25 protein-coding genes and 1 tRNA gene are annotated in these 22,669 nt (G+C 69.6%); 9 read left to right on the top strand and 17 right to left on the bottom strand.

The window, feature by feature from the left end:
- Positions 1 to 22 precede the first annotated feature (22 nt).
- Complete coding sequence (locus ACGF3C_RS03350; RefSeq protein ID WP_357222201.1) at positions 23 to 919, top strand: helix-turn-helix domain-containing GNAT family N-acetyltransferase; 897 nt, start codon at positions 23 to 25, stop codon at positions 917 to 919.
- Between the two features lie 42 nt (positions 920 to 961).
- Here ACGF3C_RS03350 and ACGF3C_RS03345 read toward each other — a convergent pair whose 3' ends face one another.
- Genes ACGF3C_RS03345 through ACGF3C_RS03335 form a run of 3 tightly spaced genes read right to left on the bottom strand, consistent with a single transcriptional unit; the run spans position 962 to position 2,537 of the window.
- Positions 962 to 1,345: a hypothetical protein gene (locus tag ACGF3C_RS03345; protein WP_357222203.1), complete on the bottom strand. Its 384-nt coding sequence runs from the start codon at positions 1,343 to 1,345 to the stop codon at positions 962 to 964.
- Positions 1,342 to 2,244 carry a methyltransferase domain-containing protein gene (locus ACGF3C_RS03340; protein ID WP_357222205.1) on the bottom strand — a complete coding sequence of 301 codons (903 nt, stop codon included), beginning with the start codon at positions 2,242 to 2,244 and terminating at the stop codon, positions 1,342 to 1,344. The genes ACGF3C_RS03345 and ACGF3C_RS03340 overlap by 4 nt, the downstream gene beginning before the upstream one ends.
- Complete coding sequence (locus ACGF3C_RS03335) at positions 2,244 to 2,537, bottom strand: hypothetical protein (protein ID WP_357222207.1); 294 nt, start codon at positions 2,535 to 2,537, stop codon at positions 2,244 to 2,246. Before ACGF3C_RS03335 ends, ACGF3C_RS03340 begins: the two co-directional genes overlap by 1 nt.
- A 56-nt stretch (positions 2,538 to 2,593) precedes the next feature.
- On the opposite strand from ACGF3C_RS03335, the gene ACGF3C_RS03330 reads away from it, so the two are divergent.
- The 3 genes from ACGF3C_RS03330 (at position 2,594) to ACGF3C_RS03320 (ending at position 4,726) form a co-directional block, all read left to right on the top strand.
- On the top strand, positions 2,594 to 3,238 hold the full coding sequence (locus ACGF3C_RS03330) for a TetR/AcrR family transcriptional regulator (RefSeq protein ID WP_357222209.1): 645 nt from the start codon (positions 2,594 to 2,596) through the stop codon (positions 3,236 to 3,238).
- A 170-nt stretch (positions 3,239 to 3,408) separates the two neighbouring features.
- A complete protein-coding gene (locus ACGF3C_RS03325) occupies positions 3,409 to 4,020 on the top strand; it encodes a dihydrofolate reductase family protein (RefSeq protein ID WP_357222211.1) in 612 nt (203 codons plus the stop codon).
- A 148-nt stretch (positions 4,021 to 4,168) separates the two neighbouring features.
- The gene (locus ACGF3C_RS03320) at positions 4,169 to 4,726 is read left to right on the top strand and encodes a GNAT family N-acetyltransferase (RefSeq protein WP_357222213.1); all 558 of its coding nucleotides are present in this window, start codon (positions 4,169 to 4,171) and stop codon (positions 4,724 to 4,726) included.
- 79 nt (positions 4,727 to 4,805) lie between these two features.
- Here the strand turns inward: ACGF3C_RS03320 and ACGF3C_RS03315 are convergent, their stop codons facing one another.
- The 4 genes from ACGF3C_RS03315 to ACGF3C_RS03300 form a co-directional block, all read right to left on the bottom strand.
- Positions 4,806 to 6,842: an ABC transporter permease subunit gene (locus ACGF3C_RS03315; RefSeq protein WP_393218342.1), complete on the bottom strand. Its 2,037-nt coding sequence runs from the start codon at positions 6,840 to 6,842 to the stop codon at positions 4,806 to 4,808.
- On the bottom strand, positions 6,839 to 8,269 hold the full coding sequence (locus ACGF3C_RS03310; RefSeq protein ID WP_357222217.1) for an extracellular solute-binding protein: 1,431 nt from the start codon (positions 8,267 to 8,269) through the stop codon (positions 6,839 to 6,841). The genes ACGF3C_RS03315 and ACGF3C_RS03310 overlap by 4 nt, the downstream gene beginning before the upstream one ends.
- A 438-nt stretch (positions 8,270 to 8,707) precedes the next feature.
- On the bottom strand, positions 8,708 to 9,478 hold the full coding sequence (locus ACGF3C_RS03305) for an IclR family transcriptional regulator (protein ID WP_355004764.1): 771 nt from the start codon (positions 9,476 to 9,478) through the stop codon (positions 8,708 to 8,710).
- 144 nt (positions 9,479 to 9,622) lie between these two features.
- Positions 9,623 to 10,168, bottom strand: a complete 546-nt coding sequence (locus ACGF3C_RS03300) for a hypothetical protein (RefSeq protein ID WP_393218338.1) — start codon at positions 10,166 to 10,168, stop codon at positions 9,623 to 9,625.
- Positions 10,169 to 10,567: 399 nt separating this feature from the next.
- On the opposite strand from ACGF3C_RS03300, the gene ACGF3C_RS03295 reads away from it, so the two are divergent.
- Entirely contained in the window at positions 10,568 to 11,350 is a 783-nt protein-coding gene (locus ACGF3C_RS03295) for a methyltransferase domain-containing protein (protein ID WP_393218335.1), read from the top strand.
- Here the strand turns inward: ACGF3C_RS03295 and ACGF3C_RS03290 are convergent.
- Positions 11,343 to 11,942, bottom strand: coding sequence for a nucleoside monophosphate kinase (locus ACGF3C_RS03290; protein ID WP_393218333.1), 600 nt, complete (start codon positions 11,940 to 11,942; stop codon positions 11,343 to 11,345). The genes ACGF3C_RS03295 and ACGF3C_RS03290 overlap by 8 nt on opposite strands.
- A 244-nt stretch (positions 11,943 to 12,186) precedes the next feature.
- Between ACGF3C_RS03290 and ACGF3C_RS03285 the strand changes: the two genes are divergently transcribed.
- Positions 12,187 to 12,723, top strand: a complete 537-nt coding sequence (locus ACGF3C_RS03285) for an SMI1/KNR4 family protein (RefSeq protein WP_393218330.1) — start codon at positions 12,187 to 12,189, stop codon at positions 12,721 to 12,723.
- A gap of 110 nt (positions 12,724 to 12,833) precedes the next feature.
- Here ACGF3C_RS03285 and ACGF3C_RS03280 read toward each other — a convergent pair.
- Positions 12,834 to 12,905, bottom strand: a tRNA-Lys gene (locus ACGF3C_RS03280).
- Between the two features lie 204 nt (positions 12,906 to 13,109).
- On the opposite strand from ACGF3C_RS03280, the gene ACGF3C_RS03275 reads away from it, so the two are divergent.
- The 3 genes from ACGF3C_RS03275 (at position 13,110) to ACGF3C_RS03265 (ending at position 15,811) form a co-directional block, all read left to right on the top strand.
- On the top strand, positions 13,110 to 13,520 hold the full coding sequence (locus ACGF3C_RS03275; protein ID WP_393218327.1) for a PadR family transcriptional regulator: 411 nt from the start codon (positions 13,110 to 13,112) through the stop codon (positions 13,518 to 13,520).
- Positions 13,517 to 14,566, top strand: a complete 1,050-nt coding sequence (locus ACGF3C_RS03270; RefSeq protein ID WP_393218324.1) for a GlsB/YeaQ/YmgE family stress response membrane protein — start codon at positions 13,517 to 13,519, stop codon at positions 14,564 to 14,566. The genes ACGF3C_RS03275 and ACGF3C_RS03270 overlap by 4 nt, the downstream gene beginning before the upstream one ends.
- 162 nt (positions 14,567 to 14,728) lie before the next feature.
- Positions 14,729 to 15,811, top strand: coding sequence for an NAD-dependent epimerase/dehydratase family protein (locus tag ACGF3C_RS03265; protein ID WP_357222232.1), 1,083 nt, complete (start codon positions 14,729 to 14,731; stop codon positions 15,809 to 15,811).
- Positions 15,812 to 15,947: 136 nt separating this feature from the next.
- On the opposite strand, the gene ACGF3C_RS03260 is transcribed toward ACGF3C_RS03265, so the two are convergent.
- The 8 genes from ACGF3C_RS03260 to ACGF3C_RS03225 form a co-directional block, all read right to left on the bottom strand.
- Entirely contained in the window at positions 15,948 to 17,132 is a 1,185-nt protein-coding gene (locus ACGF3C_RS03260; RefSeq protein ID WP_357222252.1) for a hypothetical protein, read from the bottom strand.
- Positions 17,133 to 17,214: 82 nt separating this feature from the next.
- Positions 17,215 to 17,964 carry a ZIP family zinc transporter gene (locus ACGF3C_RS03255; protein ID WP_357222234.1) on the bottom strand — a complete coding sequence of 250 codons (750 nt, stop codon included), beginning with the start codon at positions 17,962 to 17,964 and terminating at the stop codon, positions 17,215 to 17,217.
- Positions 17,965 to 18,018: 54 nt separating this feature from the next.
- Positions 18,019 to 19,209, bottom strand: coding sequence for a GNAT family N-acetyltransferase (eis, locus tag ACGF3C_RS03250; RefSeq protein ID WP_357222236.1), 1,191 nt, complete (start codon positions 19,207 to 19,209; stop codon positions 18,019 to 18,021).
- Between the two features lie 67 nt (positions 19,210 to 19,276).
- Positions 19,277 to 19,969, bottom strand: coding sequence for a hypothetical protein (locus tag ACGF3C_RS03245; protein ID WP_357222238.1), 693 nt, complete (start codon positions 19,967 to 19,969; stop codon positions 19,277 to 19,279).
- A complete protein-coding gene (locus ACGF3C_RS03240; RefSeq protein ID WP_355004774.1) occupies positions 19,966 to 20,811 on the bottom strand; it encodes an ATP-binding cassette domain-containing protein in 846 nt (281 codons plus the stop codon). The genes ACGF3C_RS03245 and ACGF3C_RS03240 overlap by 4 nt, the downstream gene beginning before the upstream one ends.
- Positions 20,808 to 21,146: a PadR family transcriptional regulator gene (locus tag ACGF3C_RS03235; protein WP_357222241.1), complete on the bottom strand. Its 339-nt coding sequence runs from the start codon at positions 21,144 to 21,146 to the stop codon at positions 20,808 to 20,810. Before ACGF3C_RS03235 ends, ACGF3C_RS03240 begins: the two co-directional genes overlap by 4 nt.
- A 102-nt stretch (positions 21,147 to 21,248) precedes the next feature.
- Complete coding sequence (locus ACGF3C_RS03230) at positions 21,249 to 21,968, bottom strand: protein phosphatase 2C domain-containing protein (protein ID WP_355004776.1); 720 nt, start codon at positions 21,966 to 21,968, stop codon at positions 21,249 to 21,251.
- A 115-nt stretch (positions 21,969 to 22,083) separates the two neighbouring features.
- Positions 22,084 to 22,644, bottom strand: coding sequence for an XRE family transcriptional regulator (locus ACGF3C_RS03225; protein ID WP_357222243.1), 561 nt, complete (start codon positions 22,642 to 22,644; stop codon positions 22,084 to 22,086).
- Between the last annotated feature and the right edge of the window lie 25 nt (positions 22,645 to 22,669).

The following is a 22,669-nucleotide window of genomic DNA, read 5'->3' as shown; positions in this document are numbered from 1 at the left end:
AAGCCTGACTAAAGTCAGGTATATGGACTCGGCTCTCATCGCCGCCGTGCGGCGGTTCAACCGGACGGTCACCCAACGAGTGGGTGCGCTCGACGACGAGTACATGGCCCAGGGGCGTCCCCTGGCGCAGGCTCGACTGCTGTGGGAGATCGGCCCCGCCGGCGCCGAGATCGCCGCGCTACGGGCCCGGCTCGGCCTGGACTCCGGATACCTCAGCCGACTCCTGCGCACTTTGGGGAACGACGGCCTCATCACCGTCGGACCGGCGGACCAGGCCGGCGGCGACGGACGGGTACGGGTCGCCACGCTCACCGACGCCGGCCGAACCCAGTGGGCCGACCTCGACCAGCGGTCGGACGAACTCGCCGCCTCGATCCTCGAACCACTCACCGAACATCGTCGGGAACGACTCGTCGCCGCCATGGCCGAGGTCGAACGGCTGCTCATCGGCTCGATGGTCGTCATCGAGCCGTGCCCGCCGACCGACCCGCGAGCCCGTGCGTGCCTGCGGGCCTACGCCCGCGACATCGCGCGACGATTCGACGACGGGTTCGACCCCGCGCTGAGCAACCCGGTCCACGACGAAGCGCTCGTCCCGCCCAACGGGGTGCTTCTGCTCGCCACCCTCAACAGCGAACCGATCGGCTGTGGCGCGGTCAAACTCCACCCCGACGCGCCCGCCGAGATCAAACGCGTCTGGGTGGCCGACACGGTACGCGGGCTCGGCGTCGGGCGGCGACTGCTGGGCGAGCTGGAACGGTACGCCGCCGAGCGCGGCGCGACAGCGGTCCGGCTGGACACCAACCGCAACCTCACCGAGGCGATCGCCCTGTACCGGGCGACCGGTTACCGGGAGATCGAGGCGTACAACACCGAGCCGTACGCCCACCACTGGTTCGAGAAGCAGTTGGGGGTCTGACGGCCGCAGTCGTCAGGTGATCGGGCGTCGCGTTCGCGGCGGCTACAGCCGCTCGAAGCTCTCCATGCCGGCGAGTTTCAGCACCTCGGTCCGGGTCGCTGGGCATTCCTTGCGGGTCTGGTCGTCAATGTCACGGCCGTTGGGTACAGGGCCCTGCTTCTCGTACCAGGAATAGAGGTTCACCGTGAGGTTGGCCATCGCGCCCGTCTCGGACCCGATCCCCTTGAGCGTCGGCACCTGGCCGTCCAGGTAGGCGCACACGTCCTTCGCCGACACCGGGGAACCGTCGGCCGGAGCGGATCGGGCCGCGCTGGTCGATCGTGTCGTGTCTGGTGCCGCAGCGGGCTCGGGCGCATCGGCCTCGGTGCACGCCGCCAGGGCGAGCACGAGGCAGAGGGCTGGTGCGAGCGGTCTGAAGGTACTCATTGGATTGTGTCCTCACAGGGTTCGTGGTGGGTAGGGGTTCCGGCGGCGTTCGCGGTGACGAGCCAGAGGCCGGTGGGCAGCCGGTAGCCGACGCCAGGCTCGCGGAACCGGCCGAGCAGCCGGGCGACCCCCGCCCGGGCCGAAGCCTGACCAGCTGGCGGAGCCGTCCGGTACGCGGCACCGGCCGGGCCGACCTCGATGAGCCATTCGGCCACCGCGTCGGCGTCCTCAGGAGTTTCCAGAGCGACATCGCACGGTGTGATCGTGACGGCGGTGAAGCCGGCGGTGGTGAGGATCCGGACGAGCCGCGCCGGGTCGGCGAACGCGAACGGACCGGGCTCGTCACCGACCGGGAGTGGTGGTAACGGTCCGAGATGCGGTGCGGCGCCGAGCATCGCCGCGGACAGCCACGGGTTGACGCCACTGTCGCGGAAGACGGTCGCGGCGAGGCGCCCTCCCGGGCGCAGTGATCGCCGGATCGTGCGGCAGCCGGCGACCGGGTCCGCCAACAGCATCAGGGTCATTCGTGAGAACGCCGCGTCGAACGGGGCACCAGGCACGACATCGAGAGTCTCGATGTCGGCCACGTGAAATTGGGTGCCCGGGTACCCGTCGGTGGGAAAACGGCGTCGAGCGGCGGTCACCATCGCCTCGTCGATGTCGACACCGACCGCCGCGCCGGTCTCGCCGACTGCGACGGCGATCTCGGCAGTGGTGCCGCCGCAGCCGCAGCCCACATCGAGGATTCGCTCGGCGGGTCGTGCGGCCAGTCGATCCATGGCAGCCGCGCCCAGCGGCCGACCGGTCTCGTCCTGCCGATCGGCGTGGCGAATCCAGCCAGCTGCCGCGCCCGCCCAGAAAGCGGCGCCGCGAGCCCGCAGGCTGGCGGTGTCGGCCATCAGAACGGCATCTCGGTGCCGTCGACGCTCATCGAGCGGAAGTGAGCCGCCTTCGTCGGGTCGAAGCCGTCCTCCTGTGCCGCCAAGCCAGCAGCCCGGACCAGCCGTTCGGACTGGAACCGGCGGAATGCCGCCTCGTCCTTCCAGATGTTGATGATCCGCCAGCCGTCCTCCGTCGGCCCGGCGACGTGCGCGAGAAGGCCCGGCGGTCGATCCGGTCCGAGGTGTCGTTCCACCTGCCGGTACTCCGCCTCGCTGACGCCGGGCATCTCCTGCAACACACCGAACGGCATGGCCGCCACCTCTCGATAGAGTGAACCTCTATCCAATAGAGCACTACACTCGAGAGGTGGTTGTCAAGAGACGTTATGACTCTTCCCGCCGACAGGAGCAGGCCCGACAGACCCGGCGGGCGATCCTCGAAGCGGCTGGCCGGCTGTTCGTCGACCCGGGCTACGCGGCCACACCGCTGACCGCTGTCGCCGTGGAAGCCGGCGTCGCGGTCCAGACCCTGTACGCGGTGTTCGGCAGCAAGCGGCAACTGCTCTCCCAGCTGGTCGACGTCACCCTGGCCGGCGACGACGAACCGGTGGCCCTGCCGGACCGGCCCTTCGTCGCCGAGATCCGCGCCCTCACCGACCCCCAGGCCAAGCTCGCCCGCTACGCACGTCACCTGGCCGAGGTCAACGCCCGGCAGGCCCAGGTGATGCTCGCGCTGGCCGGCGCGGCCACGGCCGATCCGGACGCCGCCGAGATCTGGCGCAAGAACGTCGACGACCGCCGCCGCGGCATGGCCATGTTCGCCGCCGAACTGGTCGGCACGGGAGGTGTACGCCCCGACCTGGGCGTCGACCAGGTGGCCGACATCCTCTGGTTGGCCCAGGACGTCCGCAACTTCGACTGGCTCGTCCGGCAACGCGGATGGGCGATCGAGCAGTACCAGCGGTGGTATGTGGACACGGTCAGCGGCGCGATCATCGCCGGCGCCGAATAGCGGAGAGCGCCAGTCATGGCGTGCTGCCGAAGCTGTGGCCATTCCCCGATCGACGTATTAGCGAAGGGTTAGGGCACGTTACCAGTTGTGATCTTGTAGCCCGGTGCCTCGCCGGGCAAGCTGATGGTCATCGCCGAACAGCGACCGGCAGCCTGAACGAGGAGATCGTCGTGCGCAAGCTCGTGTATTACATCGCCGCCACCCTGGACGGCTTCATCGCCGGCCCCGACGGCGCCGACCCGACCGGCCCCGGCGGGTTCTGGCCCATTCCGGACGACTACCTGCGCCACCTCGTCGCGGAGTACCCGGAGACCCTCCCCGGTCCGGCCCGGCAGGCGTTCGGCATCACCGATCAGGGCAGCCGGTTCGACACCGTGGTGGAAGGGCGCAACTCCTACGAGGTGGGCCTGAAGGCCGGTGTGACCGACGCGTACCCGCACCTGCGCCACCTGGTGTTCTCCCGGACGCTGGGCAGCAGCCCGGACCCGGCCGTCGAGGTCATCGGCCAAGACCCGATCGCCACGGTACGGGAGCTGAAGCGGCACGACGGCAAGGACGTCTGGGTGATCGGCGGCGGCGCGCTGGCCGGTGCCCTCTACCCCGAGATCGACCAGCTGATCATCAAGCTTGCCCCGTTGACCATTGGTGCCGGCATCCCGCTCTTCGGCCGTGACGCCGTCTTCGCACCACGCACCTGGTGCCTGACCGACCACACAGTTCTGGACAGCGGCGCGCTCTTCCTCACCTACACCCGCGCACAGACCGGAACCGAGACCGCGTGAGGGCACCGTACCCATGACCAACGCCCTCGCCCGGCCATCAACATGACCTGGACGTGAGCGGCGGCCACGCGTCCCGGCACCCGTTCCTGCTCCCCGCGGCGAGGTAAAGGTGCGCGACGACTCGGAGCTTGGCTCTACGCTCCCCACCATGTTCGCGCCAGTGAAGATCATCTCGGGTGGTCTGGAGATCCGTGAGTTCGGCCCGCAGGACGCCACCCAGCTGGCGGCGTTCGTGGCCGCCGATGATCGGACCGGACTGCCGCCAGGCTCACCGCAAACCGCCGCCGACGTGGACGAGTGGCTGACCGGGATGTCGCGCCAGCGGCTGGCCGGCGACGGTGTGCGGCTGGCGTTGGTGGACACGGCCGGAGGCGAGATCGTTGGCAGCATCGGGTTGCGGGACATCGACTGGAGGGCGGGACGCGGCGAAATCGGCTACGGGGTGCGGGCCAGTCGTCGCGGCCGAGGCTACGCGACCACGGCCGCCCGCGAGGTCGGCCGATGGGCGCTCACCGATTGTGGGATGCGCCGTATCCAGCTGCGCGCCCGGCTCGACAACGTCGCTTCCCTGCTGGTCGCGGAGAGGGCCGGATACCAGCGGGAGGGCACCCTGCGAATGGCCGACTGGGATGGCGAGAAGGCACATGACATGGCCGTCTTCTCGATGATCGCGGCAGATGTGGAAGCGGTCCGAGTCGCTGGTTGACCCGACGCTTGCCGGAGCCGTCGTGGGACGGCCCGTTGCCGGGCCGCTGGTGCGCGATCGGCACCAGCGGCCCGTCGGCTCACCCCTTCACCGCGCCCGCGGTGAGCCCCTCGGTCAGGAAGCGCTGCCCCAGGGCGTACATGATCACCACGGGGATGCTGACCAGCAGCGACGCCGCGGCGAGTTGTCCCTGCGGCACGACGTCTCCGGCGATCATGGATTGCATCCCCACCGGGAGCGTCTTGTACTCGTCCTTCGTGATGAACACGAAGGCGAAGAGGAACTCGTTCCAGGCGTTGGTCAGGGTGAAGAGCGCGACCGCCAGCAGCCCTGGCTTGGCCAGCGGCAGCACCACCCGGCCGAACGCCTGGATGCGGCTGCAACCGTCGACCAGGGCGGCCTCCTCCAACTCGATGGGGATCGACGAGAAGTACCCCACCAGCAGCCAGGTGGCGAACGGCAGTGTGAAGGTCGGGTACGTCACCACCAGGGACCACAACGAGTCGGTGAGCCGCGCGCCGATGAGCATCTGGTACAGCGGGATGAACAGCAGCGCGCCCGGCATCACGTAGGTGAGCAGCACCGTGACGGTGAAGCCCTGGGCCCCGCGGAACCGCAGCCGGGCCAGCGCGTAGCCCGCCAGGGCGGCGCAGACCAGTGCCACAGCGGTCGACGCCGCGGACACCAGCAGGGTGTTGAGATACCAGCGGCCGAACGGTTGGTTGTCGAACAGGGCGCCGAACTGCTCAAGCGTCCACGGCGTCGGCCACAGGTCGTCGGTACGCATGACGACCTGGCCCTCGGACTTGAAGGCCGTGACGAAGATCCAGTACAGCGGGCCCAGCACGAAGAAGAGCAAGCCAGCCAGCGCGGCCCAGGAACCCACACCCGACACCACTGTCGACGAACGGCGACCACCTCGGGACTGGAGGGTCGAGACCACCCGGCCGACCCCCGCCGCGATCAGCAGGATCACAGCGAGGACCACCGCCGCCTTCCAGAAGATCTGCGGTGATGCCCAGAGCAGCAGACCGGTGACCAGTGCGGTGACGACCCACGGCAGCGCCCGCCGCGCCGTCCCGGCCCAGCGCTGTGCCCCGAGCCGCAGCGCTGTCCGGCGTCGCCGAGGCAGTTTGATGTTGGTGTCCTGACGCAACAACCGGACCAGGACGAAGACCAGCCCGCCGATGATCGGCAGCATGACGAGCGTGACCGCCGCGCCCGCGCCGTACTGCAGTTGCAGGATGGCCTTCGAGTAGGCGATGAGCACGTACGGCGCTGTCACGTCACCCGGGCCGCCCTGCGTCAGCAACCAGACGAGGTCGAAGTTGTTGAACGTCCAGATCGACGACAGGGTCACCGTCACGGTGATCACGTGGCGCAGTCCGGGCAGCGTCACGCTTCTGAACCGCTGCCACGCCGAGGCGCCGTCGATGGTCGCCGCCTCGTAGAGGTCCGCCGGGATGGCCTTCAACCCGGCGAGGAAACACACTGTGAAGAACGGCACCCCCTTCCAGACGTTGACGAGGATCACCGACGGCATGGCCAGCGACGGGTCGGACAGCCAGCCCGCGGGCCAGCTGTCGACAAGGTGCGCGCTGGCCAGCAGCGGCCCGATCCCGGTGGCGGTGAGCAGCGTGTTGACGCTGCCGAAGATCGGGTCGAGCAGCGCACGCCAGCTGAACGCCGTCACCACCGTCGGCACCACCCACGGCACCAGGAGCAGCCCGGCCAGCACGGCCCGCCCACGTCGGCGATGGTGCAGCAGCAGGGCGGCGGCCAACCCCAGCACGACCTTGAAAATCTCGGCGTACGCGGTGAATACGAACGAGTTCACCACGCCGGTGTGGAACTGGTCGTCGCCGACGAGCGCGAGGTAGTTGTCCAAACCGACGAAGACGGTGTCCTGCCCGTGCCGTTCCGTGGTGCTGGTGATGATCGACCGGGCGATCGGCACGAGGACGAGCCCACCGACCAGCACCGCCATCGGTGCCAGGAACAGGGCCGCGAGTCGCCAGTCGCGGCCCAGCCGCCGCTGGACAGCGGTGAGGGAGCCGGGCCCCGACGGCGAGGATTTCCTCGCCGCCGGGACCCGGGCAGGACGGACAGACCTCACTGCGGCAGCCCCTGCTGGTTGAAGATCTGCACCATCTTCGCGTGGGCGGCTGACACGGCCTGCGCCGGCGCGGTGCCCTGCACGACCTGCTGCATCATGTCGGTGAGGACGTAGGCCGACCCCACCGCCTGCTGGCCCGCGCTGGCCTTCTGCGGGAAGGTCAGGCCGTTCTTCGTGTTCAGCGGCAGCTTCAATTCAGTGATTCTGCGCAGCATGGGGAACGCCGGGTCGCCACTGGTGAAGAACGGGTCGGCGTCCCAGACCTTCTCCCAGGCGGGCATCACCAGGCCGGGCGCCTCCTTTGCCACCCCGAGCAGCGCGGGCGCGCTGACCAGGTACTGCGCCAGGAGCTTGGCGAGCGCCGGGTTCTTGGCGCCCTTGAAGACGACGAAGCCCTGTGACTGGCCGAGCAGCAGCGGATTGTCGGTCGCCGGGCCGATGCAGTCGGAGAACACGTGGGTGTTCGCGTGCACCGGGTTCTTCTTGGTCCTGGAGTCCGCGTACACGCTGAACTGGTTGCGGGTGTAGCCGAGGATCCCGGCGAGCCAGTTCTCGTTGTTGCTGGTGTCGGTCCAGCTCGCGATCCCCGGCGGCAACATCGGCTTGTACTTCGGGTTGGTGTAGATGTCGCCGAGGAAGGTCACCGCCTGCACCGTCTCCGGGGAGTTGAAGGTGACCTTCCGGCCGTCGTTGGCGGCGATCGACCCGCCGTAGGCGTTGATCAGCGCCTCGATCATGCCGTTGCCGTCACCGGACCGGTTCACCGTCATGCCCCAGCCGAACCGGCGCTTGGCCGGATCGGAGATCTCCAGGCACAGGTCCCGCAGCTCCTCCCAGCTGTAGATGTCCTTGGGGGTGATGCCCTTGTCCTGCATCCAGTCCTTGCGCAGGAACGACCCGATCCCGATGAAGTGGTACGGGATGGCGAACCACTTGCCGTCGAAGACGCAGAAGTTCTTGGCCTCGGCGCAGGGCTCGCCGTACTTGGCGGTCAGCGCCGTGACGACGTCCGTCACGTCCTCCAGGTCGCCCAGCGCCTGGAACTGGGCGACGAACCGCGAGTCGGTCATGAACGCCAGGTCACGGGCCACCCCGCCCTTGACCTCGGCGTCGATCTTGGCCACCACGTCACCGGCGTCGGCCTGGACCAGACTGTTCTCGATCTTCGTGCCGGTGGTGTCGGCGAACTTCTTGATCGAGCTGTCGAGGGCTTCGTTCGCCGCCGTCGAATACAGCTTCTGCGACAGCATGCCCATCGAGGAGCCCTTCATCGCCGCCGCGGCGTCGATCAGCTCCTGCGGAACCTCCGGCTGCACCCTGCTGGGCGGATCGGAGTCGCCACCGCACGCGGCCAGACCGGCCGCGCCGAGCACCCCAACCCCCATCCCCAGAAAGCCGCGCCGTGACCACCCCGACTTGTCCTCCATGGACACTCGCCTCCTTCATCTCCCCGCGCACGGCTGCACGCCGAAGGCACAGCTGGCGGACACCGCGACGGTTGTGTTCCAGTTGGTTTCTGCCGGCGACCACCGAGGGTCGCCCGTCGAGATCAGTGCGTCGGTGGGTCGCCACGGTGGTGAGCGGGCCCGCCCGTCACCGTGGGACGGCCACTGCCGCGCGCTTCGACGGAGCCACCCGAGACATGTCGGGTGCCGCTCGTCGGATGGCGCGACGGGGTCGAGGCGATCGGCGACCGGGCCGAGGCAGTAGCGCTGACGTTCCAGTTCGGTCGGGTCACGGGACCACCGCCGTTCGAGATTTCGAACTAGGTTCGATATACCGTATCGAGTGGTCGCGACGCTAGAACAGTGCGAAGAGCGATGTCAATGTTTCGATGTTGTTTCGAACCGAAAGCGGGAGGAGCCCTATCGAGGCTGCGCCCGGTAACCCATGCGAGCCGACAACGCGGCCGCCCCCTCGCGAACCAGCCCGGTCCACTCCACCTGCACCTGAGGCGTCCAACGGATGATCGGCGCGGACAGGCTCATCCCAGCGATGATGGCGCCGGTGTGGTCCCGGATCCCCGCGGCGACGCACCGCATCGCAGTGTCCGACTCACCGATGTCGACAGCGACGCCCTCCACCCGGACCCGGTCCAGATGTTCACGAAGAAGATCCGGATCGGTGATGCTGTCCGGCGTCATGCCCGGCAGAGGGTCCTTCAGCAGGACGGCGTCCAGGTCCGCCTCGTCGAGGGCCGACAGCAGCACCTTGCCCACGGCCGTGCAGTGGGCGGGCAGCCGCAGCCCGACCCCGGAAACCATCCGAACCGGGTGGGTGCTGTCGAACTTGACGAGGTAGATCACATCGGCGCCGTCGAGCACCGCCACATGAACCGCCTCGTCGCACGCGGCGGCCACGTCCCGTGCGACGCCCTGCGCCTCGCGTACCAGATCAAGCCGGCCCGCGAACGCCGCGCCCAACTGGAACAGCGGCATGCCGAGCCGATACTGCACGGGCTGACCCGGTATCGAGATCAGGTACGCGCGAGCCTCAAGCGTCACGAGCAACTCGTGGACGGTCGTGCGGGGCAGATCGAGTCGCTCCATCACCTGGCGGGCCGACAGTTGAGGGCAGTCCAGAAACAGTTCCAGGACGTCGAGTGCGCGGATGACCGCCGGTACCACACGGGGCATGTTCGATAGTCCCTTCGCAGTGCCGGACCCGTGTCAACGATCTCCACACGAGCCAGCACCTGAAGAGGATATCTACGTCAGCCCGCGGCGCCAGGTGCCAACCTCGTCGTTGATCCCCTGCAACGCGCCCGGATTTCGGGGCGTTCAGGACCCGGTCGTCTGGAATCTGTGGAGCGCGGCCTCGGCCACCCGGGTGAGGTGTTCGGCGCCGTCGGGCTTGTTGCCCTCCGCCTGAACGACCACCAAGGTGGTGCCGGTCCGGACGAGGATGATGTCCCACTCCAGCGTGTCAGGACCCGATGTCGTGGCGTTGATGACGTGAAGGCTGTCATCGCCCAACTGCGGCCCGGCCGCGACCGCGAAGCGATAACCGCCGCCCTGGTCAGGCAGCACAACGGTCGGGCAACTGCCGATGAACGTCCGCAGGTCCGCCATCGCTCGCCGTGCACCGCCGTCGGTGTAGGTCCTGAGGACTTCCGTTCCCACCCACAGGTCGTCGGGACCCGCGTCGAAGCTGAGGGTGGCTGCGGCTGTCGCTGACGGAGTCCCGGTCAGCCGCCTCGCCGACAGCAGCGGGATCATGCTGCGCGAACACGACGCGTCGACGTCTGGACGTCGATCGCCAGCATCGAGTGCCATGGTGGTCGCGATGTCCACGGTGAAGCCGGGCGGTAGCGACTCCGGGGTCACCAGGCGTGCGGACAGCGCCGCGGAGTACCCGGGCCCGCCGGTCGCCGGAACTGCTGGCGGAGGTGACTTCGTGGCCGTCGCCGAATCCGTCGCCTGCTTTGTCGCGTCTGGGGATCGATCCGCTCCGGGAGCCGTCGGAGAACCGCAGGCGGTCACCACGGAGACGGTCGCCACCGCGACCAACCCACGCAGCAGAATCCTGTGCACCGGGCAGACTCCGCCTCTCGTCGAAAGGCGTCAGGCTACCAGCGCGACTTCAGCCGTCGGGCGGCGAATGTGGCCCACCGCGGCCGATATGTGAGTGGGCCGCCAGGGATTCGAACCCTGAACCCCTCTGGTGCGGCGCTGTGCTGTCGTAGGCAGCAGCGCCGCCGCAAACGGCGAAATATGCTGTAGATCATGCACGGGTTCACTGACGTCGACCGCCAGTCAGACCCGAACTCGTGGGTCGACGTACTGGACCGCCTTACCGAGGAACCTTTCTACCGGGCATATCAGCAGCGGGTCCGTCAGCTGCTCCATCCGGCGCCCGGCCGTCGCTACGTTGATGTTGGCGCTGGCACAGGGGCAAGCGCAGCCCAGTTGAAAGATGAGCACGGGGTAAGCGTGGCGACCGTGGACTACGCACTGACCATGGCTGCTGCCAGGCAAGCCCGCGGCTTGACCCAAAGCACCGTCGCCGATGCCCATCACCTGCCGTTCCTCAGCGACTCATTCGATGGGGCCTGGGCCGATCGCACCCTGCAACACCTCGCCGATCCCCACGCCGCGATCAAGGAACTCATCAGGGTTGTCCGGCCGAATGGCCGCATCGTCCTCGCAGACCCCGACTACGACACTCAGGTACTTGACATCGCCGACCAAAGCTTGGCTCGGCGCGTGCTGAGATTTCGGGCTGACGTCCTCCTCCGCAACGGCACCCTGGCGCATCAACATGCCGGCCTTCTCGCCGCACACGGCCTGGTCGACGTCACCACCGAACCCCGAACGCTGCTGGTTCGGAACCCGACCGCCGTCGACAACGTCCTCGGCCTTCGCAGTTGGGCTGCCACAGCTGCTCAACGCGGCGTACTCGACCCGGCCGACGCTCGTGCGTTCGAAGACCAGTTTGACGACGCCGTCGTTGCACACCGGTTCACATACGCAGTCACGTTCTTTCTCACCGCCGCCACGGTCACCTGAGACGCAAGCACCCGCTGGAGACGTCAGAGATGATTTGGATCAGCCTGCCTGCTACGTCCTCGAAGTCGCCGAAGCCATTGACGGTCTGCCACAGGCCATCTGCCCGGTAATAGGCGCGCAACGGATCGACCTGCTCCTGGTAGGTCTCCTGTGAACGCGAGTACAAAAGCAATAGTTCCTGGCGTCGCTCGGCTTGTTGGGAGTCCAGTTCTATCCGATGTTCCACTCGGCGCTGCGCGGCGAGGCGACCCTGGTCCTCCGTCAGGGAAAGTTCGATCACTGCGTTGGGGGCATGGCCGCTCTGTGTCAGCAACTCAGCTTGGCGGATGTCACGGGGGAAGTTGTACATCACCCAGCTACCGTCGACGTGGGTTAGGACCTCAGCGATGGCTCTGACCATTAGCTCATTCGGTACAAGATGTCCGGCCTGCATATACCGGTTCGCCTCTTTGCCCAGCGGAGTCTGCTGCTGCACGTGATCGCGGAAGACGTTGCCTGCGCTGACAACCTGTAGGCCGATGGCGTCCGCCAGAGCCCGCGCAGCGGAAGCCATGTCAACTACCGGCCCGGCGACGAGGACAACGTTGGGCATGTGTACTCCATGTTGATGACGCAGAAGCGCCAAGCTAGCAGCACACGGCACATCACGTGAGTTTGGACGTCGAGCGTCAGCCCGGATAGGCCATCACCATGGAGATCTACACGGTGGTCTCCTCGGCGGCCACCCATGCCGCCCTCAAGCGGCTGGGCAGCGCGCTGGACCGGTGATACCCGAGGCTCAAGCCGTTGGCCGGCACCAGACCGGTCCGTCGGTCCTCCTCGCTAGGGTGCTGCCCGTGGATCACGATGGTCGGACCTTGCCGACTCCTTTGTCCGAAGCTCATGAAGTCGGCTTCGACTACAGCGACGGCGTCGGCGTCGGCGTCGGCGTCGACTTCGAGCCGTACCCGCACTTCCTCGACTCGGGTGAGATTGCCGAGTGGTGGAGGGCGTGGACCGGAAACGCGGAGCTGGACGGTTCCGAGTTCCGGGTCTTCGGACAGGACGGCACCGGAGGCCTCGCCGCGTTCTGGCTGGTGCGTCATGGTGAGCCGATCGAGCAGCAGCCGGTGGTGTTTCTCGGTTCGGAGGGCGAAACGGGGGTCGTGGCGCAAACCCTGTGGGACTACCTGTGGCTCGTCGCCGACGGTTTCGGTCCGTGGGAAGCGACGGCCTATCCCAATCACGAACACGAGCCCCGTACGGATGCCCGCCTCGCGGAGATCGCCCAACGCTGGGCACCGTCGCGTCGCAGGTCGGCGGATGACGTCATTACCGCAGCGCGGGAAGAGTTCCCTGGCTTTGATGAGCTGATCGGCTCACTCTGCCGGTAGTTGGCGTGAGGGGTGCTCGACAAGATTGGGACCGACGAGAGCCCACTGCTGTGCCGAGCCGTGCTGACAAAGACAGCGACCCCGTAGAGGGCCGCTGAGCTGGAACGGAGTGGGCCGCCAGGGACTCGAACCCTGAACCTATGGATTAAAAGTCCACAGCTCTGCCATTGAGCTAGCGGCCCGCGCGCTCAGGTTACCCGACCCTCTGCGGCCCGGCTGATGTCCGCCCCCGGTCCGGCGGAGCGATGCCGGTCTACGCCCGCGTCGCATGACATCCGTAGACGATGCAGGGCCGAGCGACCCGCTGGCGCGTCGGCCTGACATCTCCGGCAAACTTCCGCACTGCTCGGTCACCGGTATAGCTTCATCACCGTTATATTGAGGCCATGGCCACACCCACGCCGCTGCGGGAACCCACCTTCTTGATCCTCACCGCGCTCGCGCGGGAACCCATGCACGGCTACGGCATCACCAGCGACGTCGCGGCCCTCTCCGGTGGGCGGTTGGCGCTGCGGCCCGGCACCCTCTACGGCGCACTCGACCGCCTCGCCGACGAAGGGCTGGTCGAGCGGGACCGCGAGGAGGTCGTCGAGGGTCGGCTGCGCCGCTACTACCGGCTCACCGAAGTTGGCCGGTCCGTGCTCACCGCTGAGACCGAACGACTGCGCCGCAACGTCGAGGCCGCGACGCAGCGGTTACGTGCTCGACCTGCGGTCACCCGCACCGCCGGCGGCACCTCACGCGGCCCTCTGACGGCCGCCCGCCCCATCCTTCGACCGACCGGAGGCCCGGCATGAACCAGCCCAACCCCGCGCAGGATCAGGCCGGGTCGCCGCTGGAGTCCCGCTACCGGCGGCTGCTGTGGGCCTACCCGGGTGACTACCAGGCTGAGCGGGGCGACGAGATCGTCGGGACGTACCTCGACACCGTCGATCCGGGGCGGCGCTGGCCATCCCCACACGACGCCGTCGACCTGCTCGGCGCCGGGCTCCGGGAGCGACTGCGCGGGTACGGCGCTCTCGGGCTGGTTGCGGCTCTCCCGCTGGCCGCGACCGCCGCGCTGAACACCCTGGTCGCGGTCTCCGTCTTCCTGCTCCTGCAGGTCGAGTTCGAAGATCCCCGCTTCGCCGGGCTGGATCCGGTCGGCCCGTTCCAGACCCTCGGGGCCGTGATCTGGCTGGGCTGGCTGCTCGTCGCCGTCACCGCCACGGCGCTGCCCGGGGCTTGGGCCCGCTCTGTCGCGGCCGGCGGTCTCCTGCTGACCGTCGTCGTGCCGTCCGTGGCCGCCGTCACCGGGCGGCCGGGGCCACCGCTGTTCGTGCTGGTTCCCGCCGTCGCGCTCGGCCTGGCCACGCTCGCGCTGCCCTCCCATCCCGGCTGGGTGGCGCGTGGCCTGCCGCCGCTCACTGCCAGTTGTGTGACGGTCGCATCGGTGGCTTTCAGCGCCGCCGAGAACGGCGGGAACATGTTCACCTCGTACGGCTCGACCCCCGAACTGTTGGCGATGGTCGGGGGGTTGATGTTCGCGCTGGTCCTGCTCGTCGGCCTCGGTGGCGCCCTGCGAGCGGACGACTCCGGCCTCTGGGCGACGGTGCTGCTCGCCACCCCGGCCGCCCTGTTCGGCGCCAACCAGCTCAGCCAAGGGATCTGGGGCAGCCAGGGAGGTGGACCGACCTCGGCGGCCTACGCCACCACGACCGGGTCGATCCTTCTTGTCGGCGCGGCGCTGCTGGCAGCGGCCCTCGCCGGCCAGGCCGCACGACACCAGACCGTACGTCGGCGGGTGCTCGACGACGCCTGCCCGACCTGCGGACACCGTTCGACCGCTACGGCACGGGCCTGACGTCGGGCGGGACCCAGGTGGCGGGACTCGGGATCCCGGTAGTCGGGCTGTCCTGGGCGCGCGGATGCCGCGACTTTCAGGAAGTCGAGTGGATCAACCGGCGGGGCGGGCCGCCGCGCTGGTGGGTGGTTGAGCTGCTGCTGGGCGGGTACGGGGTCGGGCATGCGGATCGTGGTGGTGGGGGCGAGCGGCAACGTCGGTACGGCGCTGCTGCGGCGGCTGCGCCGGGAGCGTGGCGTTGAGCTGGCCGGTGTCGTTCGACGGTTGCCCGGCCCGGATGCCGGCGAGCCGTACGACCAGGTGGAGTGGCACTCCTGCGACATCGGCGCGCCGGGCGCGGCCGGGCAGCTCGCCGAGGTGTTCGCGGGTGCGGACGCGGTGGTGCACCTGGCCTGGCAGATCCAGCCCAGCCATGACCAGCGGGTGCTGCGCCGGACCAACGTCGAGGGCAGCCGGGCGGTGATCAACGCGGTGGTCCAGGCCGGCGTGCCGGCCCTGGTGTACGCCTCGTCGGTCGGCACCTACGCCCCCGGCCCGAAGGACCACCCGATCAGTGAGCGCTGGCCGGCCACCGGTGTGCCCGGTTCGTCGTACAGCGAGCACAAGGCGGAGGTGGAGGCGCTGCTGGATGGGCTCGAACGGGATCACCCGACGCTGCGGGTGGTACGGATGCGCCCCGGGTTGATCTTCCAGCGGGCCGCCGGTGCGGAGATCACGCGTTACTTCCTCGGCCCGTTGGCGCCGGTGCGGCTGCTGCGCTTCGGCCGGATCCCGCTGGTGCCGACGAACCGCCGGTTGCGAATGCAGGCGGTGCACGCCGATGACGTGGCTGACGCGTACGCGCGGGCGGTGTTGGGTGATGCGCGCGGTGCCTTCAACGTCGCCGCGGACCCGGTGCTCACTCCGGAGCTGGTGGCCCGGCACTTCCATGGTTGGACGGTGCCGGTCGCCGCGCCGGTGCTGCGGGCGGCGGCGGCGTTGACCTGGCGGGCGCGGCTGCAACCGGTCGACGCGGGCTGGGTGGAGCTGGGTCTGAACGCCCCGCTGATGTCCAGCGAGCGCGCGGAGACCGAGTTGGGCTGGCAGCCCAGGATCAGCGCGCTGACGGCGCTCAAGGAACTCTTCGCCGGCATGGCCGACGGCGACCACACGTCAAGCCCTCCGATGTCCGGCGCACCGAACCTGCCCGGCCGCCCAGCCGCCCTCCTCCACGCCCGCCCCCCAGGCGAAGGAAACCCCTACTGACCCCACCCACCCCACCCACCCCTCAGCTCGTTGATCAAGAGCTTTCGGTCAGAGAACGCCGCCCCGATGACCGAAACCTCTTGATCACCGGCGCCGGGGCCACGGGGGCGGGGCGGGCCACGGGGGCGGGGTTGGGTTAGGAGAGCTTGGAGTTGGTTACGGTGGGGGTGCGGGCGCCCAGGAAGAAGATGCCGGGGAAGCCACGGGTCTCGAACTTGGCGCTGGGGTTGCGGCGCAGGGTCGAGTTTTCGATCCTCATCGTGCCGGTGCGGTTGTTGCTCACGAAGAAGACCGCGCCGCCGCCCTCGTTGGCCTTGTTGTTCTCGATGATCGTGCCGGCGATCCGTACGGTGAACTCGTTGCCGTCGCAGTAGATCGCGCCGCCACTGCCGCCGCCGGGCGTACCGGACTTGGCCGGGTTGGCGCCGCTGCCGATCGCCTCGTTGTTCCTGAGCAGGCTGTTCAGCACCACCCACGACACACCGATGCTGCTCAGCGCCCCTCCGTTGGAGCAGGAGCCGCCGTCGAAGGTGCTGCCCACCACGTACACCGGCTTGTTCTCGTACTGGCTGAGCACCCGGACGGCTGCGCCACCCAGGTCGGGGCCGGTGCGGTCGCAGCGGTTGCGGACGAAGCGCGAGTTGACCACCTTCAGCCGCCCGCCGCGTACGAAGATCGCCCCACCGCCGCCGCCCTCGGCCTTCTCGCCCGTGGAGTTGCCGTCGGCGAAGGTGAGGTTCTGCACGGTGAGCTGCGGGTGATCCTGGTTCTGGCAGTGCGAGGTGGTGAAGCCCTGGGCCTCGTCGCAGGTGTTCATGTAGAGGATGCGGCGCTGCCCCTGGCCGCTCAGCGTGACGGTGCCGCCGCCGTCCAGCACGATCTTCGGCCCGTTGGCGTTGCGAACCTTGGCGGTGGCGGCCATCTTGATCGTCACCGGGGCCGGTCCACAGTTGAACGTGATGACTCCGCCGGCCGCGACGGCCTTCACCACCGCCGCGGAGGTGCAACTCGCCGGGGTGCCCGTGCCGATTCTCCGCGTCGGCTTCGAGGTGTCCACCGCTCGCGCCTCGGCCGGCACGGTGGCCCTGCCGTTCGGGTTGCCGGCGGCGAGCACCTTGTTGGCGGGCTTCGGGCTGGCGCTGGCCCCCGGGCCGCCGAGGCCGTCGCGAGCCCCCGGTGCCTCACCCTGACCGCCGGTGGGCAGGGCCGTCGGCGAGGCGGTCGAGCCGGCCTCGAAGGTGGGGGCCGGGTCGTTGGGCGCGCAGGCGGGCAGGGTCGCGGTGGCGACACCGAGGACGAGGAGAGCGGCAAGCGACGTCATGCGCACCCCGTGATGCTAGGAGCCGTGACGGCGTCGCGACGAATCCGCCGGGCCGGTTTAATGCACCGCTAAGACGCCGTCATCAGGTGTGGGAGAGGGCGAAGGCGGTCAGGAAGCCGGCGACGGTGATCAGACCGACCAGCAGGTGCGCGTTCTCGAACGCCTCCGGGACCATGGTGTCGGTGATCATGGCGAGGATCGCGCCGGCGGCCAACGCGGTGATGGCGGCCAGCACCTCCGGCGGCGCGCCCCCCAGCAGCGTGTTGCCGACCAGCGCGGCGACGCCACTGATCAGCGCGATCCCGGTCCAGAGCAGGAACACGTACCGTCGGGTGCGGCCGGCCTGGCGCATGCCGGCGGCGCTGGACAGCCCCTCCGGGACGTTGCTGAGGAACACCGCCGCCACCGTGACCAGGCTGACCGCGCCGCCGCCGAGCAGGCTGGCGCCGATCACGACCGATTCCGGTACGCCGTCGAGCAGCGCGCCGACGGCGAGCGCCGAGCCGGAACCAGGCTGCTCGCTCTCGGAGGGTTGCTGGTCGCCGGACCGTTTCCGGTGCCGGGCGCCGTGCCGGGCGAGAGCCAGGTTGGCCACTGTGTAGACCACCGCGCCGGCGGCAGCGCCGAGAGCGGTGGGCAGGAGCCCGCCCTGCGCGTGCGCCTCGGCGATCAACTCGAACGACACGGCGGAGAGCAGCACCCCAGCGCCGAACGCCATGATCGACGCGATGAGGCGCTGCGGCACCCGGGCGAACCAGCCGACCGCCGCCCCGACCAGCAGAGCCGACCCGGCCAGCAACCCCCATCCACCCGCCTGTAACCACTCCGGCATTCGCGGGACCGTACCCACGCTCGCCGAGGCGACAAACCCGTTTGTGAGGAGGGCTCAGAAGTCGGCGAAGAGATACGGCACCCGGCGGGGGAAGAGGCCGCGCAACTCCGTGGCGGCGTCCACCGGCACCTCGCCCAGACCGCGCAGTGGCAGCTCGGCCGGGTCCAGCACCCCGTACGCGAGGGCGGAGAGACCGGCTGCGGTGAGCGTGGCGGTCGGCGCGCGGCCGGTGGTGTCGTCGACCAACTCCAACGCCCCGGTCGTGCCGTCGAGCAGGTGGCTGCCGGCCAACCAGCGGTCCCCGGTCAGCTCGATCCGCACCCGGCCCGGACCCGCGGGCAGCCCGCTCAACGCGTCCAGCGACAGCAGCCGGGCCATCGGCGCGGACGCGCCCGGCACCTGGGTACGGGCCTCGACGTGCACGTCCAGGTCGGTCAGCCACAGCTCGGGCAACTCGTCCGGCGGAACCTGAACGGTGATCCGCTGGATCTGGTCGACGTGCCGGGCGAAGAACTGCAACAGCAGCGCCCGCGCGAGCGGGTCGGTGACCAGCAGCTCGTTGCCGTGCAGCGTGCCGCCGTAATCGTCGATCCGGTACGTCACCGCGCCGGTGACCTCCCCACCGACCCGGGCGGTGAGCAGCCAGTACTCGTCACGGTCACGCATTCCGACCGCCCGGTAGTCCGGGAAGATCGCGAAGCCGTGTCGTTCCTGGAGGTTGCGTTCGGTGAACGCCCGCCACGCCGGATAGCCGGCGGCTACGCGTTCCCAGCCGACCTCACCGGGCAGGTCCACCCGGAGCAGCGAACCCAGGTTGGCCGGGGCGAAGGTGACCCGGCGCGGCTTGGGCAGCCCGATGTAGCCGAACCGGGCGTAGAAGCTGGGCCGGAACGGATAGAGCGCGCTGAGCGGATGACCCTCGTCGCGCATCTCGTCGAGGAGTTGGTGCAGCAACGTCCGGACGTGCCCCTGCCGGCGGGCCAGCGGATGGGTCGCCACCCCGGCGACACCGGCCATCGGCAGCACCACCCCGCGCAGGTTCTGTCGCATCGGGATGGCCGAGACGGCGGCCAACGTGGTGCCGTCCTCCTCGGCGATCAACGTCCGGTTGCCCTGGTTGTAGGGCAGGTAGTCGCGGAACTCCGCCGTCCGGGCGGTGCTGAGCGGCGAGGACTCGAAGGCGTACGCGGCAAGCGGAAAGCTGGTGGTGAGACGGTCGTCGTCGGTCACCCGGCGAATGGTCATTCGCCTATCTCAACCCGCCGCGCGGGTCACAGCAACCGGATTGGCCCGATCCACGGTCGGCCGGGCGTCAGCCGACCGGCAGGTGCCGCAGGTGGCGACGGCGGCGCAGGCGGACGCTGGCCACCGCGGCCACGCCCAGAGCCAGCAGGGCGGTGACGGCGACCCCGTGCAGCAGGCCACGGGAGAAATAGCCCTGGTCGGTGTTGTCGACCGTCCAGGTGGCGATCTCCCGGCTCGACCAGAACGGCGTCAACCTCGCCCCCGACCCGGCCGGGTCGATCAGCATCTGCACCGTCACCACAGTGAGCAGCAGCAGCGTGCCCTCCAACTCGCGGGGCAGCAGCGCGCCGATCAGCATTCCGAACGGCGCCGCCACCGCGACGGAACAGAGCAGCGCCGCCGCCAGGCCGCCGTACCGCAGGTCCGCGCCGTCGATCATCGGGAGCAGGAAGAAGGGTACGGAGATGACCAGTCCCACCGTCCACAGGCCGAGCATCCGACCGAGATAGAGATGGTGCGGGCGGTAGCCGGCCAGCCGCAGCCTCGGCTCCAGCTCGCGGGCCGCGGTCGTGGCGAACAGCGCGGCGGTGCTCACCGCCCAGCCCACACCGAGCAGCAGCGAGCGAACCGACTGCCCGAGGTAGGCGTCCCGCCGGATCAGGTAGAAGGTCAACGGCATCAACAACAACAGCAGGAGTACGCCTCGACGCCGCAGCAGCTCCCGCAGGGTCATCTCGGCGACGGTGACGAGCCGGTTCACGGGCGGCCTCCCTGGATGCCGGGCGCGTGCCACCCGGACTCGTGTGCCGGGGTCAGGTCGAGCACGATGTCCACCCGGTCGAGTTGGTTGAGCAGGTGGGTCACCACGACGATGGCCGTGCCGGCGTCGCGCAACCTGCTGAGCTGGTCCCAGAAGTTGACGTACGTGCCCTGGTCGAAGCCCTGGTACGGCTCGTCGAGCAGCAGCACGTCGGGGGCGCTGAGCGTGGACATGGTCAGGTTGAGCTTCTGTCGGGTGCCGCCGGACAGGTGGCGGGCCTGCACGTCGCCGCCCGCTTCCCAGCCGAGCTGCCGGGCCGCCGCCCGACCGGCGCGGCGGGCCGGGCCACGGGCCACACCCTGACCGGCGCCGACCAGCACGAAGTGCTCGTCGGCGAGCAGGAAGTCGGCGGTCCCGCCGGACTGCGGGCAGTAGCCGAGCCGCCCGGAGACGGTCACCTCACCGGCGTCCGGTGACATGAGGCCGGCGCAGATCCGGAGGAAGGTGCTCTTGCCGCAGCCGTTCGCGCCGACGACGGCGGCGATCTGTCCGGCCCGGACGGTGAGCGTGGCGTCGCGCAGCACGGTTCGCCGTCCGTACCGCTTGGTGATGCCTGCCGCGTGCAGCCGGACCGGCCCGGGGCGCGGTCCGGGCGCGGTGCCGATGCTCTCCACGACAGCGCCCGCGTACTGCTGGGGTGGGCCGAAGACGACCCAGGGGTCGCCGCCGCCCTCGCGTAGGTGCGTGGCGGCCTCGGCGACCACGTGCCGTGCGGCGTCCGCCGCGACCCGGCGCTGGTGCAGCTCGGCTGTGAGGGTACGCAGCCAATCGTCGGCGTTCACCGGGTGACCCCCTTCGTGACGATGTCGTTCACCGGCCGGACGAAGGCGAGCCAGGCGCTGCCGCCGGCGTGGAGCGCCGCGTGCCCGTCGTCGGTGAGCCGGTAGTACTTGCGGGCCGGTCCGGCGTTGCCCTCCCGCCACTGCGCCGTCACCAGGCCGGTCTTCTGTAGGCGCAGCAGCACCGGGTAGAGCGTGCCGCCCTGGATCGGCCCGACGCCCGCCGCGTCGAGTGCCTGGGCGAGTTGGTAGCCGTAGGACTCGCCTTTGGACAGCAGGGCCAGGACGCAGATGTCGAGCACCCCTCGCAGCCACTGCCCGCGCCGGTCGGAATCCACGCGTCGGACAGTAGCGGCGCTAGCTAGATGGCACAACCACCTACTGTGGCAGCGGTACCCGAACCAGTCGGTTCGGGTGAGCCGCCGAGGGAGCCGTACGGGTCAGCGGGCGACGACGTCGGAGACCACGACTGTGACGTTGTCCGGTGCGCCGGCGTGGTGAGCCAGCTTCACCAACTGCTCACCGCACTGCTGGCGGTCGGCGTACATGCCCAGGGCCGCGGCGATGGCCTCGTCCTCGACGTAGTCGGAGAGCCCGTCGCTGCACAGCAGCAGCCGGTCACCGGCGACCACGGTGAGCACCCCGACCGCCGGTGGGGTGTCGGCACCCTGCACGGCCCGGGTCACCAGGGACCGCTGCGGGTGGTGGCGGGCCTGCTCGGGAGAGAGGGTCCCCTGATCGACAAGCGCCTGCACGAACGTGTCGTCCCGGGTGAGCTGGGTCAGCTCCCCCTCGCGCAGCAGGTAGCAGCGGGAGTCGCCCACCTGGGCCAGCACCAGCGTCTCCCCGGCCAGCAGCGCCGCGGTGAGCGTCGTACCCATGCCGTCCCGGCTCGGGTCGACGGTGATGGCGGCGTGGATGCGCTGGTTGGCGGTGCTGACCACGGCACGCAGCGCGTCGGCGGCGCCGTCGGGGTCGGTGGGGGGAGCCAGCTCGTCCAGGATCCGGATCACGATCTCGCTCGCCACCTCGCCCGCAGGCAGCCCACCCATGCCGTCGGCGACCGCGATCAGGCGGTCACCGGCGAGGGCGGAGTCCTCGTTGTTGGTGCGCACCAAGCCGATGTCGTTGAGGATGACCGAGCGGAGGATCAGCGTCATGGGGTCAAGCTTGCCAAGAACAACCGGCATTCGTCTCTACGCCTCCTACCTAGGTCGAGAAATGATTGCGATTATCGTCGACGAGGTCGACGGTCCGTGACCGATCGGCGCGGTCTCAGCGGCGCGGATAGCGCAGCAGCAGGCTCGCGGCGACCTCCTCGTCGCCCACCGCCGCGTAGCTGTGTGGCACGTCCGACACCCAGCGGAGGTGGCCACCGGCCGTGGCCGTCAGCGGTGCGTCGGCCGGCCCGGCGCGCAGCACCCCGGCGAACACGGTGACGTGCTCGGTGACTCCCGCCGGGTGGGCGGGGGAGAGCTGGCCCGGCCCGGGCGCGACCCGCATCCGGTACAGCTCGTAGGTCGCGTCGGTGTCGGTGAAGACCTCCAGCAGGGTGGCGGTGACCGCGGTGCCGTGCACGGTGGGCCCGGCGGCGGGCTCCGCCAGCACCGCCGTCAGCGGTACGCCGAGCTGCGCGGTGACCGCCCAGAGCGTCTCCAGGGTCGGGTTGCGGGTGCCGTGCTCCAGGCCGGAGAGGGTGGCCTTTCCGACACCGGCGAGCCGGGCGAGTGTGGACAGCGACATCCCCTGCTCCTCGCGCAGGGCGCGGACGCGGCGCCCGACGACGGCGGGATCCACGTCGAGGCCCGGGCGCGGGGCTGGTGGTGGGTGCGGCACCCGGCTATCGTGCTACATGCTTCCG

The organism is Micromonospora sp. NPDC047762 (assembly GCF_043204655.1).
Classification (GTDB): Bacteria; Actinomycetota; Actinomycetes; order Mycobacteriales; family Micromonosporaceae; genus Micromonospora.
This window is presented reverse-complemented; position numbering and strand designations above follow the sequence as displayed.